Raw genomic sequence first — 11,934 nt, forward strand, 5'->3', positions numbered from 1 at the left:
TCAGTTCCCTCCGGTCGTCGTCACGAGCGCGGGCTCCGGCTCCTCACCCGGCTCGGGAGCGGTTACGGTGACGGCCGGGCCGCCGACGACCCGGCGCTCCGCGGCCTCGCGCCAGGTGGTCCAGGCCCAGACACCGACCGGCGCGAGTGCGATGGCCAGGGCCAGCAGGGCCCAGGTGCGCATCGCCGCGTGGGTGTGGTCCAGGAACACCGACGCGATCAGGGAGACGATCAGGACTCCGGCCCAGTAGAGATGGAGCCGGAAGGTCATCAGCCGGTCCGGGCTGGCACTGCCGCCCTTCGGTGTGACGACGAAGCGGCCTCGGGTGCGCAGTACGGCCGAGCCGAGCGATCTGAGATAGATCGGCGCGGAGAGCGCGGACATCGCCATCCCGGCCAGTCCGCCGGAGCCCTCGGGCTCGTGCGGCGAGACATTGTGCCGGCGGTTCCAGAGGTAGAGGCCGATCTGGAGGGCGGCGGCGTCGCTGTAGAGCATCAGCAGCACCGAGGAGGAGACCTGGGTGCCCGAGGCGCCGAGCCAGAGGAAGAGTACGCAGCTCAGGATGCCGAGGAGCCAGTTGACCGCGGTCATCGGGTAGTACACGAGCATCAGCGTGTAGCTGAACAGCCGCCCGCGCGGCATCCGCAGAGGCGCCTTCCAGTACTGCGTGAAGAGCGTCTCGTAGGTGCCCCGGGACCAGCGGAGCTGCTGGGTGAAGAAGTCGGTCCAGGATTCCGGGCCCTCGCCGACGGCGAGGACGTCGGGCGTGTAGACGGAGCGCCAGAACCGGCCGGTACGGGGATTGAGCCTGCGGTGCAGTTCGAAGCCGGTGGCCATGTCCTCGGTGATCGAGTCGTACAGACCGCCGATCTGCTTCACCGCCGCGATCCGTACGACATTGTTGGTGCCGACGAACATCGGCGCTTCGTAGCGGTTGCCGGCCCGCTGGATCAGCGCGTGGAAGAGGAACTGCTGCGACTCTGCGGCCTTGGTGACCGGTGAGGTGTAGTTGCCGTACACCTGAGGGCCGACGACAAAGGCGATGTCCGGATCGCGGAAGTAACCCAGCATCCGCTCAAGGAAGTTGGGGAGCGGTATGTGGTCGGTGTCGACGGAGGCGAAGAAGTCGTACTCCTCGCCGTGCATCGCGATCCAGGCGTTGTAGTTGCCGTGCTTGGTGCGTGCCTTGTGGGAGCCCTTCGGCTGGTTCCACTCGGGCACACCGTGCCGGGTGAAGTGACGGGCTCCCAGCTCCTCGCAGAGAGCCCTGGCCTCGCTGTCGTCGCCCTCGTCGAGCAGCCAGACGTCGAGCGGGCCGCGGTGGCGCAGCCGTACCGCTCCTTCGAGCGTCGCCCTCGCCATGGAGAGCGGTTCCTTGCCCGGCACGTACGTGGTGAGGAACGCGACCCGGGTGCCCGCCTCGGCGGGCACGGGTATCGGATCCCTGGCGACCAGCGTGGCATGGGCCACGGAGGTGACGTTGACCAGCATGAAGAAGGCGATGAGGCCGATCGCGCCGAGCATCACCTGGTCGAAGACGACCAGCCAGCGCTCGCCGCCCTCGCGCTCGGTCCGGTGCGTGGGCCAGACCAGATAGACCAGCAGGACGGCCGAGAGCACCGGGGCGAGGGTCATCAGCAGGACCGCGCGTATGCGGTGCGGCTCGCGTGCGAGCAGGCTGTGATACCGCACCCGGTACGCGCCGGGCCCGTCCGGCTCCGTCAAGGGACCGGCCAGGCAGCTGTACGTGTCGTAGTCGTAGCCGTCGGGCCGCACGGTGCCTCCCCAGCAGATTCGCGAGGTCGATATCCCCACAGAACGGGACAACGACCTGCGTGTCGACCGGGAGGCGTCCGTGCGAGCGGTTTTCCGGGCGTGGAGTACCGCTTACGGCTGCGGGCGGTGGCGCGTAGCGGCGTACGGAGCTGACACTTCCACGTTGGGCAGGCAACTGTGCGCGAGGGCACGGGCCTCCGTCAGACGTCGGCGCTCAGACGTCGGCGCTCAGGCGGAGAGGTGCCGTTCCACCGTCTCGACCTTCGAGGTGAGCGCGTCCGTGACACCGGGCCTGATGTCGGCCTTGAGGACGAGTGAGACACGCGGCGCGCGTGCCTCGACGGCGGCGACGGCGCGCTTGACCACGTCCATCACCTCGTCCCACTCGCCCTCGATGGAGGTGAACATGGCATCGGTGCGGTTCGGCAGCCCGGACTCGCGGACCACCCGGACGGCATCGGCCACGTACTCACCGACGTCCTCGCCCACACCGAGAGGCGAGACGGAGAAGGCGACGATCATGCCTTCACCGTACCTTCGCGGTCCTCGCGGTCCTCGTGACGGGCGCGCGAGGCGATGACCTCGTCCTCGGCGGCGCGCTTGAGCTTCCGCTCGGCGAAGAAGCCGCCGGCCGGCAGGACGGAGAGGACGAAGTAGAGGGCCGCCGTCCCGAAGGACCACTTGGTGCGGTTCCAGGCGTCCAGCCAGAAGACCACGTACAGCACGAAGAGCAGACCGTGGACCGCGCCCATCACGGGCACCGCGTTGAAGTCCGTCGTCCGCTTGAGCACCGAGCAGACGAGCAGCAGCAGAAAGGACACGGCCTCGGGCGCGGAGACCAGTCGGAGTCGGTGGAGGGAGGAGGCGGTCTTGATGTCCACGAGGAAGGCACCTTCGTCGTCGGTCGTCGGGGATCGGTCGTCCGTCGGGGGGTCGGTCGTCGGGAGCGACATCGTCGGGGCAGCACGAGGCTGTCGGGGCAGCACGAGGTTACGGAGACTGCATCAGGGCGGCGCGATCTTGTGAACGCACGCACAAGCGCGACCATTGTGGCAGCCCGCTTTTGCTCGACCGTTACCAGGGTGGTACGCCACCAGAACGCCTTCGGGACGGAAAGACCTGTTCGTCCCCGCCTCGGCCCATTACCTTCGATCCGTGGCTCAGTTCCGACTGCAAGGCAGCAAGGTGCTCGCCGTGGACATGTCCGGCGACTCCGTCAAGGCGAAGAACGGCTCGATGGTCGCGTACGACGGCCAGATGGCGTTCAAGAAGATGTCCGGCGGCGGTGAGGGCCTGCGCGGGATGGTGACGCGCAGGCTCACCGGCGAACAGATGACCGTCATGGAGGTGAGGGGCCAAGGCACCTGCTACTTCGCCGACCGCGCGAGCGAGATCAACCTTGTCTCGCTGCACGGCGACAAGCTCTATGTCGAGGCCAGCAATCTGCTCTGCACCGACGCCGGGCTGCGGACCGGTACGACCTTCACCGGACTGCGCGGCGGAGCGACCGGCAACGGCCTGTTCACCACCACCGTCGAGGGCATGGGGCAGGCCGCGATCATGTCGGACGGCCCGGCGGTGATCCTGCGGGTGACGCCTCAGTACCCGCTCTCGGTCGATCCAGGCGCGTACATCGCGCACCAGGGAAATCTCCAGCAGCACTTCCAGGCCGGAGTGACCTTCCGCACGCTGATGGGCGAGGGCGGCGGCGAGGCCTTCCAGATCCGCTTCGAGGGCGACGGGCTCGTGTACGTACAGCCGAGCGAGCGCAACACGATCGGGGGTGACGTCTGATGCCGTTCCGTGAGATCAACTCGAAGATGGTCGAGGCCACGGTGGTGCCCGGCCAGAAGATGTTCAGCCAGCGCGGCGCGATGCTGGCTTACCGCGGCGAGGTCAGCTTCACGCCGAACATGCAGGGCGGCCAGGGCGGGCTGATGTCGATGATCGGCCGGCGGGTGGCCAACGAGGCGACACCGCTGATGACGGTCGAGGGCAGCGGTACGGTGCTGTTCGGCCACGGCGGCCATCACATCCAGGTCATCGGGCTCTCCGGCGACACCCTGTATGTCGAGGCGGACCGGCTGCTCGCCTTCGACGGAACGCTCCAGCAGGGCACGATGTTCATGGGCTCGCAGGGCGGAATCATGGGCATGGTGCGCGGCCAGGTGACCGGCCAGGGCCTGTTCACCACCACACTCAAGGGCCATGGCGCGGTCGCCGTGATGGCACACGGCGGAGTGATCGAGGTGCCCATCAGCCCGGGCAGGGATGTCCATGTGGACCCGCAGGCGTATGTCGCGCACCACGGCGACGTACGGAACAAGCTCTCCACCGCACTCGGCTGGCGCGACATGGTGGGACGCGGCTCGGGCGAGGCCTTCCAGCTCGAACTGAGCGGCAGCGGTGCGGTGTACGTCCAGGCGTCGGAGGAGAAGCTGTGAGCGCGCCCGTGATCTTCGACCCGATGACGCTGCCGAGCGACGACAACGTCAACGCGTACACCTTCTGCGTGGAGCTGAAGGGCGGCCAGTGGTTCCTCCAGAAGGGCAAGATGATCGCCTACTACGGGCGGATCGACTTCAACGGGATCGGCCACGGCCGCTTCGAGCGGCTGCTGCGTACGAGCTTCCACTCGCCGCTGCACGCCGCCGACTGGGTGGTGGCGGAGGGCAGCGGCAAGATGCTGCTCGCGGACCGCGCCTTCGACGTCAACTCGTACGACCTGGAGGACGGCAATCTGACGATCCGCTCCGGGAATCTGCTGGCGTACCAGCCCACGCTGGCGCTGAAGCAGTCGATCGTGCCGGGCTTTCTGACCTTGATCGGTACGGGCAAGTTCGTGGCGGCGTCGAACGGTCCTGTCGTCTTCATGGAACCGCCTATCAGGGTGGATCCGCAGGCGCTGGTGGGCTGGGCGGACTGCCCTTCGCCGTGCCACCACTACGACCACGGCTATATGACCGGCGTGCTGGGCGGGCTGCGCTCGATGACGGGCCTCGGAGGCACCTCGGGCGAGGAGCATCAATTCGAGTTCGTCGGAGCGGGTACGGTACTGCTCCAGTCGACCGAGATGCTGATGGCCGAGCAGGCGACCGGCGCGGTGCCGAACGAGCCCGGAGTGCCGGGCGGCGGCGCGGGCGTACCGGGATCCGGCCACCCGGGCCAGGGCGCCGCGCCCAGGCTGCCCGGACAGCTCGGGGACCTCCAGCGTCGCTTCGGCCTGTGAGTGCTTCGCTCTGTGAACGGTAGGCTGCGGAGTGTGACGTCGAACGTGGGTGCGCGACGTCACCTCGCGGAAACTTTATACAGAATTCAACTTCTTAGGTAGAATCCACGCATGGAGACCGAGACCGCCACCCGCTGGCTGACCGACGCGGAGCAGTGCGCCTGGCGCACCCATCTCGACGTCAACAAGCTTCTCACTCACCAGTTGGAGAAGGACCTCCAGCCGTTCGGACTGACCATGAACGACTACGAGATCCTGGTGAATCTCTCGGAGTCGGCGGAGCGGCGTATGCGGATGAGTGATCTCGCGGCGACGACGCTCCAGTCCAAGAGCCGTCTCTCCCACCAGATCACCCGGATGGAAGCGGCGGAACTGGTACGCAGGGAACACTGCGAGTCGGACCGGCGCGGGCTCTACGCCGTACTGACCGACCACGGCATGGAGACCATGCAGAAGGTCGCGCCGCACCATGTCGCCTCCGTACGGAAGCACTTCATCGACCTGCTCTCGCCGGAGGCACTGGCGGAACTACGAGCGTCACTGAGCCCGGTGGCGGACCACCTACGAGGCCGCCGCGGCAAGCTGTGAGGGCAGGCGGAGGGCGAAGTGGGCGCCGCCCGAGGGGGAGTTGGCGACCGTGAGGGTGCCGCCGTGGCGTTCCGCCACGTCGCGGGCGATGGCGAGGCCGAGTCCCGCGCCGCCGTCGTCACGGCTGCGGGCGCTGTCGAGCCGTACGAACCGTTCGAAGATCCGCTCGCGCTCCGCCTCCGGCACTCCGGAACCGTCATCGGTGACCGCGAGGACCACCTGACCGTCGTCCGCGCGGTGTACGGACACCTCGACCGAACCGCGTGCGTGGCGCTGGGCGTTGTCGAGCAGATTGCCGAGGACCCGGGCCAACTGGCCGCGTGAGCCTGCCACTTCGATTCCCTGACCGGTCTCGACCGTCACCGGTATACGGTCCGAGGTCCGCTGCGAGACCTCCTCGCGGACCAGCGCGCCCAGATCGAGCCGCGTCCGTCCCGGCCGCTCCCCCGCGTCCAGCCGGGCCAGCAGCAGCAGGTCGGCGGCGAGCCGCTGGAGCCGTACGGTGTCCGCGACCGCGCCCGGCACATCCAGCAACTCCGGGTAGGCGTCGCCCACTTCGAGCTGGGTGCGGAGGGAGGCGATGGGACTGCGCAGTTCGTGCGAGGCGTCCGCGACAAAGCGGCGCTGCCGGTCGACGGCCGCCTCCAGCGCGGTGAGCGTCTCGTTGGTCGTACGGGCCAGCCGGGCCACCTCGTCATGGGCGGCGGGCTCCGGCACCCGCCTGGACAGATCCTCGGACGCGGTGATGGCCGCCATCTCGCGCCGGATGCCCTCCACGGGCCTGAGCGCCCGCCGCGTCACCAGCCAGGTCACTCCGCCGACGACCAGCAGCAGGACGGGCAGTCCCAGCAGCATCGCCACGGCGGCCGTGCCGACCGCGCTCTGCCGGGCGGCCAGCGACGCGCCCGCGTGGACGACGAGCGTCCGGCCCGCGGTGTCGGTCACCTCGATGCTCGCGAAGCGGTAGTCGCCCGCCCTGCCGTCGACGGTGACCCTTTCCGTGCTGTGGCCGGTGATCTCACCGATCTCGCCGATGGCGGGATCGTCGCTGCCGCCATCGTCCTCCCGGCTGCCGTCGCCTTTTCCGCGGCCTTTTCCATGGCCTCCGTCGTCATCGTCCGACTCGGCGATCACCTGCGAATCGGGGTCCCGTTCGATCCAGACAACGGGCGATCCGGTGCCGCTGATCCGCTGCATCGGTTGCTTTCCGGTCTCCGGCAGTCCGAGATCCGCGTACGAGCTCCGGGCAGGAACCTTGGACGCGATGTCCAGGGCGAAATCGCGCGCCGCCGAGTCGGCCTGCTGGTCGGCCTGGTCGGTGAGGTTCGCGTGGAGCGGGAGCAGGACCGCGATCCCGGCGGCCACGAGCACCACCGCCACGACGGCCGTCGCCCCCAGGGCCGTCCTGGCCCGTACGGAGCCGAAGAGGCGGCCGAGGCCGAACGGGCGTCTTCCGGCGCTCATGACGCCACCAGCCGGTAGCCCGCACCGCGCACGGTCTGGATGGCCGCCGCGCCTATCTTGCGCCGCAGGGTACTGATGTAGACCTCGATGATGTTGGGATCGCCGTCGTAGGCGAAGTCCCAGACGTGTTCCAGGATCTCCGGTTTGCCGACCACCTCGCCCGCCCGGACCGCGAGCTGTTCCAGTACGGCGAACTCCTTGGCGGTCAGCGCCACTTCGGTGCCGTCCCGGAAAACGCGGCGGGCCGCGGTGTCGACGGTGAGACTCCCGGCCCGCAGCACGGGCGAGGCACCGGCCGAACCGCGGCGGCGCAGCAGCGCCTTGACCCGGGCGACCAGCACGACGTACGAGAACGGCTTGGTCAGATAGTCGTCGGCACCCGTGTCGAGCCCCTCCGCCTCGTCGTACTCGCCGTCCTTCGCGGTCAGCATCAGGATCGGTACATCGTTGCCGGCGGCGCGCAGGGCGGCGCAGATCCGGTAGCCGTTCATGCCGGGCAGCATGATGTCGAGCACGACCAGGTCGTAGACGCCCTCGCCGGCCCGGTGCAGCCCTTCGAGACCGTCGTGGACGACATCCACGGCGAAGCCCTCGGCCTTCAGCCCCCTGGCCAGCGACACCGCGAGCCGCTTCTCGTCCTCCACGATCAGCAAACGCATGTCCCCACCCTGCCAAACGGAACCTGAAGATCTCTTCAGCCTGCTTCAGGCTGGCTTCAGCTTCCCTCAGGGACATTGAGGTCGTTCGCAATCGGACCGACTGGGGAGAACCTCATGAAGCGCAATCTCGTCATCGCCGCCATCGCCGCGGCGGCTCTGATCGGCGGCGGAACGTACACCGCGGTCGCCATGGGCGGCGACGACAGCACGGCCGGCCCGGTGACACAGCTTCCGCCGCCGGACGGCTCTCCGCACCCGCAGAAAGTGAGCCGGCCGCCTCTGACGGCGGAACAGGCGGCCGACGCGGCCGTGAAGGAGGTTCCGGGAACGGTGACCTCCGTCGAGCGGGACGACGACCGTACGGGCCACTGGGAGGTCGACGTACGCGGCAAGGACGGCCGCACCCACGAACTGAACATCCACGCACGCACGGGCAAGGTCACGCCGGACCGCGACGACGACCGGACCGACGACCGCGGCGACGACGACTGAGCAGCGGCGCGCCCCGCACACACCGCCCGGCCACGACGGCCGGGCGGTTTCGTCATAAGGACAACGGTCCGACCTCAGGCATCTGACTTTCTACTGCGCATGCCGGTGGGCTGCCAGCACAGGAATCGCGGCGATTTTGTCAGACGACAGGTCACCCCAGATGATCCCGTGCGGCCGACGCCGGTTGGGGCAGGAGATCACTTCGTCCGGCGTGACGATGTAGTCCACACTGAAATCGTGCTGAGTTTCGGGGATGTCTTCCTCGACCACCTGGAGGTTATGAACCGGCGCGACGATCACCGTACGATCCGTCACCAAGCCCGCCTCGATCAACAGCGCAACCTCAAGGTCGGAATATCCAGCCCCCTTGCCGATGCGTGCGCCCGACCGGTTGACCGCGACGCTGCCGCACACCACGACGTCGACAGGCCGCATGTCATCAACACCGACACGGCGGGCGACCTCAGCCGCACCCCTCTTATCGGCTGCCTCCTCGGCCGGTATATCCAAGGTGGCAGGGTCGAGCAGGAAGAACGGGCGCAGGCTCGCCATCCTCGGCACTGCCATGTACATGAGCTTGCCGTCTTTCAGCGCGCGGACGCGGACGGGAAGCTGTGCCCAATCAGGGTTGGCCTTGACAGTAGCGGCACGCCGCCACTCGTCCAGCGCGGCCAGCCGCTCGGCTGTCGCCTCGGCTCCGTAGAAGCCAGGAATCTTGCCGTACGAGTCGTCCGGTGCACCACCCCCGTCGACAAGACGGCGCCATACCTTGTCACGCACAGCCTGCTTGGCCCGGTCAATATCTGTCACGCCCCACCCATTCCGTTCTACGTCGTGGCCATCAGCGCGAGCAAGCGATCATTGATGTCCTGCGCCCAAGGCTCATTTCGCCACTGCCGAAGCTCTCGGCCGGCAGAGAAGGCCAGATTGAGACCGCCCCAACCACGTGTCAGCTCGACCGCGTCAATGGTGCGGTGCATGGTCGCAGCCGCTTCATCCAGCTTGCCCTGACGGATGAGTGCGAGCGTCAGGTTGCCGAGCGCGATGACCTGGCTCTTCTTCTTGGCCGCCAGCGCCCGCGTAGTGGTGCGGAGGATCGGCTCCGCCCGTTCCGGGAGATCAAGAAACAGGTAGCACGATCCGGAGAGGCGGTTGAACTCGTTGACGGTGTAGTACTGCGCCGCCACATCGTCTGGGCCCACCCGGTCGAACTGAGCATCGGCCTTCCGTAACGCGTCCTCGCACTCCTTGAGCGCGCCCTTCATCGCGTGCCCCTCGGCAACATGAAGAAGGGAGAGACCAGTCAGCGAAGGGCTGGCCACCTTGGCAACCTCGGCCGCCCGTTGGGCAAGCGTGACGCCGCGTTGCGGACTCTTCTCACCGTAGAGAGCAACGAAGCTCATGCGCAGCGTGGCATAGGACTCGATCGACGGATCCCGGACGTGACGGGCGGCTTCTACGGCTTCACCGAAGTAGGTGAGCGGCGCGTGCTGATCACGTCTCTGGCTGACGTCCCAGACCAGTTGGCCCATCAGGGTTGCCGAGTCCGCCTCGATCTCGTAAAGCGCCCGCCGTACACGCGGGTTGGAAGCGTTCTCACGGAGGAATTTAACTTGTCCATGGGTCTGACCTGCCGGCCCGAGCAAGCTGGTTGAAGAGGACTGGTCGTAGGACTCATCGAGCCGCCGAACTCGCTCATGCAGATGAGCGGCGACGACCATATCGGTGGATGCGGGATTCTCCAGGGCGAAGTTCATGCGTTCGCTGGGTCGCGCCTGAAGAGCTGTCACATCGGATAAAATTCCTTGCAGTTCCTCACCAGTGACTTTGAGCGCGCGGGCGAGCTTGGGACGCAACCACACTTGTGGTTCGGTCTCAGCGGTTTCCCATCGGCCCACGGTCGAGCGTTCGACGCCGAGATGTTCGGCAAGTCCCTCTTGGGTGAAACCAGCGACCTTGCGACGCTGGACAAACCGTATGCGCTTGGTTGCCATCGCCCATCCCTCCAGTGCGGGCGCGGGTCACCACTGTACCGAGTAACTCCCCGCCTATGCACGCCAGACGGCTTCATGCGGCATCGATGCGTCATTCGTGCCGCGCATGTGCTGTGGATTTGCGCACGTCGGGGAGCTTGGCTGGCTACCGGGTCGACCAGTGGCTGCGAACGCAGGAGCACGCCGCCGGTTGCCCCCAATTACGCCAGGAGGAACGGATGCGACCAGTGATTTACGGCTATGTACGTTTAGCGGCAACCGATGCCGAGAGCGAGGAAACCGAAGGAATCAAGCGCGAATTGGCCGCTCACGCCGAACGTGAGGACTTCTCCCTGGAGCGCGTTTTCATTGAGCATGTGCGATCCATCGAGCCTGCTTTCGACGCAATGATCGCCGCGCTCAAGTGCGGCAACGTAAGAAATGTGATCGTGCCGTCTCTCTGGCATTTCGCTCGACTGCCCGGTCTCCAAGATGCGATGCGCCAGCACATCGAACGGGAGATCGGCGCCCGGTTGTGGGTCGTTCAGGGGGCCCAGCGGTGAACGCGGTGAAGCCGTCCATGTACGGCTACTGAAGTTGAACGGGTGATGTCGGCTGGTTCGGCTGACAACTGGCGGTTGGGTGGGCTGTCTCCATGTGGTGTGAGATATGCGCAAGGGGGTGGGCTGTCCGATAGGGAACGGGCGGCCCGGGAACGGATGCGGCTGGAGGCCGGGGCCCGGTTCGAGGCAGGGCAGGCGAACGTGAGGATCGCCGCGGATCTGCGGGTTTCGGTGCGGTCGGTCGAGCGGTGGCGCAAGGCCTGGCGGGAGTGTGGTGAAGCTGGTCTGGTGTCGAAGGGTTCTCCGGGGCGTCCGCGGCTGTCGGATGGGCAGATCGCCCGACTGGAGCGGGAGTTGGCCCGTGGGCCGCTGGCCCATGGCTGGCTCGATCAGCGGTGGACCCTGGCCCGGGTGAAGACGATGATCGGCCGGCTGTTCCACGTGACGTACACGGTCGAGGGCACGTGGAGGCTTCTGCGGCGGCACGGCTGGTCATGGCAGCAGCCGGCCTGCCGGGCCACCGAGCGGGACGACGAGGCGGTGGAGGTCTGGAAGGAGGAGACCTGGCCGGCGGTAAAAGGATGGCGGCGGTCTCCGGTTCCTGGATTGTCTTCGAGGACGAATCCGGGCAGTCGATGAGGCCGCCGCGCGTGAAGACGTGGGCACCCCGGGGCGTCACCCCCGTCGCCAAGGTCCACGGCGGCGGGTCGGGAAGGATCCACGTCGCCGGCATGGTCGGCTACAAACCGGGCCACCGCTCCCGCTTCTTCCACCACATCCGCACCCACCGTGGCCGCAAGAACGAGCCGAAGAGCCTGACCTGGCAGGACTACCGCGACCTGATACGCCGGGCCCACCAGCAGCTCGGCGGCCCGATCATCCTCATCTGGGACAACCTGGCCACCCACCTCGTCCGACCGTTACGGGAGTTCATCGAGAAGGCCGACTGGCTGACCGTGGTCCAGTTGCCGTCCTACGCACCCGACCTCAACCCGCAGGAAGGCATCTGGTCGCTCCTGAAACGCGATCTCGGCAACCTCGCGGCCCAGACCTTCGACGAACTTCTCCGCGCGGTGAAACGCAAACTGAAAACGATCCAGTACCGGCCCGACGTCATCGACGGATGCCTCGCCGGGACCGGCCTCACACTCGAACCATCCTGATCGACAAGACCAGTCAAAGATCAGTAG

The 11,934-nt window shown here is 67.2% G+C and carries 15 protein-coding genes; 8 read left to right on the forward strand and 7 right to left on the reverse strand.

Going from position 1 to position 11,934, the window contains the following annotated elements; all coding sequences use genetic code 11:
- The 3 genes from GA0115259_RS21900 to GA0115259_RS21910 all read right to left on the reverse strand — a co-directional run bounded on the left by GA0115259_RS21900 (nucleotide 1) and on the right by GA0115259_RS21910 (nucleotide 2,657).
- A complete protein-coding gene (locus GA0115259_RS21900; protein WP_093599883.1) occupies nucleotides 1–1,776 on the reverse strand; it encodes a glycosyltransferase family 2 protein in 1,776 nt (591 codons plus the stop codon).
- Between the two features lie 228 nt (nucleotides 1,777–2,004).
- On the reverse strand, nucleotides 2,005–2,298 hold the full coding sequence (locus GA0115259_RS21905) for an MTH1187 family thiamine-binding protein (protein ID WP_093599886.1): 294 nt from the start codon (nucleotides 2,296–2,298) through the stop codon (nucleotides 2,005–2,007).
- The gene (locus tag GA0115259_RS21910; protein ID WP_093599924.1) at nucleotides 2,295–2,657 is read right to left on the reverse strand and encodes a DUF3817 domain-containing protein; all 363 of its coding nucleotides are present in this window, start codon (nucleotides 2,655–2,657) and stop codon (nucleotides 2,295–2,297) included. Before GA0115259_RS21910 ends, GA0115259_RS21905 begins: the two co-directional genes overlap by 4 nt.
- Before the next feature lie 274 nt (nucleotides 2,658–2,931).
- Between GA0115259_RS21910 and GA0115259_RS21915 the strand changes: the two genes are divergently transcribed.
- The 4 genes from GA0115259_RS21915 to GA0115259_RS21930 all read left to right on the forward strand — a co-directional run bounded on the left by GA0115259_RS21915 (nucleotide 2,932) and on the right by GA0115259_RS21930 (nucleotide 5,593).
- A complete protein-coding gene (locus GA0115259_RS21915) occupies nucleotides 2,932–3,570 on the forward strand; it encodes an AIM24 family protein (RefSeq protein ID WP_093599889.1) in 639 nt (212 codons plus the stop codon).
- On the forward strand, nucleotides 3,570–4,220 hold the full coding sequence (locus GA0115259_RS21920) for an AIM24 family protein (RefSeq protein WP_093599892.1): 651 nt from the start codon (nucleotides 3,570–3,572) through the stop codon (nucleotides 4,218–4,220). The genes GA0115259_RS21915 and GA0115259_RS21920 overlap by 1 nt, the downstream gene beginning before the upstream one ends.
- On the forward strand, nucleotides 4,217–5,005 hold the full coding sequence (locus GA0115259_RS21925) for an AIM24 family protein (protein WP_176732614.1): 789 nt from the start codon (nucleotides 4,217–4,219) through the stop codon (nucleotides 5,003–5,005). Before GA0115259_RS21920 ends, GA0115259_RS21925 begins: the two co-directional genes overlap by 4 nt.
- Before the next feature lie 111 nt (nucleotides 5,006–5,116).
- Nucleotides 5,117–5,593: a MarR family winged helix-turn-helix transcriptional regulator gene (locus GA0115259_RS21930; protein WP_093599895.1), complete on the forward strand. Its 477-nt coding sequence runs from the start codon at nucleotides 5,117–5,119 to the stop codon at nucleotides 5,591–5,593.
- Here the strand turns inward: GA0115259_RS21930 and GA0115259_RS21935 are convergent.
- Together GA0115259_RS21935 and GA0115259_RS21940 are read right to left on the reverse strand one after the other, a co-directional pair.
- Complete coding sequence (locus GA0115259_RS21935) at nucleotides 5,567–7,057, reverse strand: sensor histidine kinase (RefSeq protein ID WP_093599898.1); 1,491 nt, start codon at nucleotides 7,055–7,057, stop codon at nucleotides 5,567–5,569. The two genes, GA0115259_RS21930 and GA0115259_RS21935, sit on opposite strands and share 27 nt — an antisense overlap.
- A complete protein-coding gene (locus GA0115259_RS21940) occupies nucleotides 7,054–7,716 on the reverse strand; it encodes a response regulator transcription factor (RefSeq protein WP_093599901.1) in 663 nt (220 codons plus the stop codon). Before GA0115259_RS21940 ends, GA0115259_RS21935 begins: the two co-directional genes overlap by 4 nt.
- Before the next feature lie 114 nt (nucleotides 7,717–7,830).
- Here GA0115259_RS21940 and GA0115259_RS21945 point away from each other — a divergent pair, with 114 nt between their 5' ends.
- Nucleotides 7,831–8,208 carry a PepSY domain-containing protein gene (locus GA0115259_RS21945; protein ID WP_093599904.1) on the forward strand — a complete coding sequence of 126 codons (378 nt, stop codon included), beginning with the start codon at nucleotides 7,831–7,833 and terminating at the stop codon, nucleotides 8,206–8,208.
- 90 nt (nucleotides 8,209–8,298) lie between these two features.
- Here GA0115259_RS21945 and GA0115259_RS21950 read toward each other — a convergent pair whose 3' ends face one another.
- Nucleotides 8,299–9,018, reverse strand: coding sequence for a 5-formyltetrahydrofolate cyclo-ligase (locus GA0115259_RS21950; protein WP_093599907.1), 720 nt, complete (start codon nucleotides 9,016–9,018; stop codon nucleotides 8,299–8,301).
- Nucleotides 9,019–9,035: 17 nt separating this feature from the next.
- Nucleotides 9,036–10,202, reverse strand: a complete 1,167-nt coding sequence (locus tag GA0115259_RS21955; RefSeq protein WP_093599910.1) for a helix-turn-helix transcriptional regulator — start codon at nucleotides 10,200–10,202, stop codon at nucleotides 9,036–9,038.
- Between the two features lie 218 nt (nucleotides 10,203–10,420).
- On the opposite strand from GA0115259_RS21955, the gene GA0115259_RS21960 reads away from it, so the two are divergent.
- The 3 genes from GA0115259_RS21960 to GA0115259_RS21970 all read left to right on the forward strand — a co-directional run bounded on the left by GA0115259_RS21960 (nucleotide 10,421) and on the right by GA0115259_RS21970 (nucleotide 11,907).
- Entirely contained in the window at nucleotides 10,421–10,744 is a 324-nt protein-coding gene (locus tag GA0115259_RS21960) for a recombinase family protein (protein WP_093599915.1), read from the forward strand.
- Between the two features lie 99 nt (nucleotides 10,745–10,843).
- Nucleotides 10,844–11,383, forward strand: coding sequence for a winged helix-turn-helix domain-containing protein (locus tag GA0115259_RS21965; protein ID WP_093599918.1), 540 nt, complete (start codon nucleotides 10,844–10,846; stop codon nucleotides 11,381–11,383).
- Nucleotides 11,380–11,907, forward strand: a complete 528-nt coding sequence (locus GA0115259_RS21970) for a transposase (RefSeq protein ID WP_237540298.1) — start codon at nucleotides 11,380–11,382, stop codon at nucleotides 11,905–11,907. The genes GA0115259_RS21965 and GA0115259_RS21970 overlap by 4 nt, the downstream gene beginning before the upstream one ends.
- The last annotated feature ends 27 nt before the right edge of the window (nucleotides 11,908–11,934 follow it).

Source organism: Streptomyces sp. MnatMP-M17 (assembly GCF_900091995.1).
Taxonomy (GTDB): Bacteria; Actinomycetota; Actinomycetes; order Streptomycetales; family Streptomycetaceae; genus Streptomyces.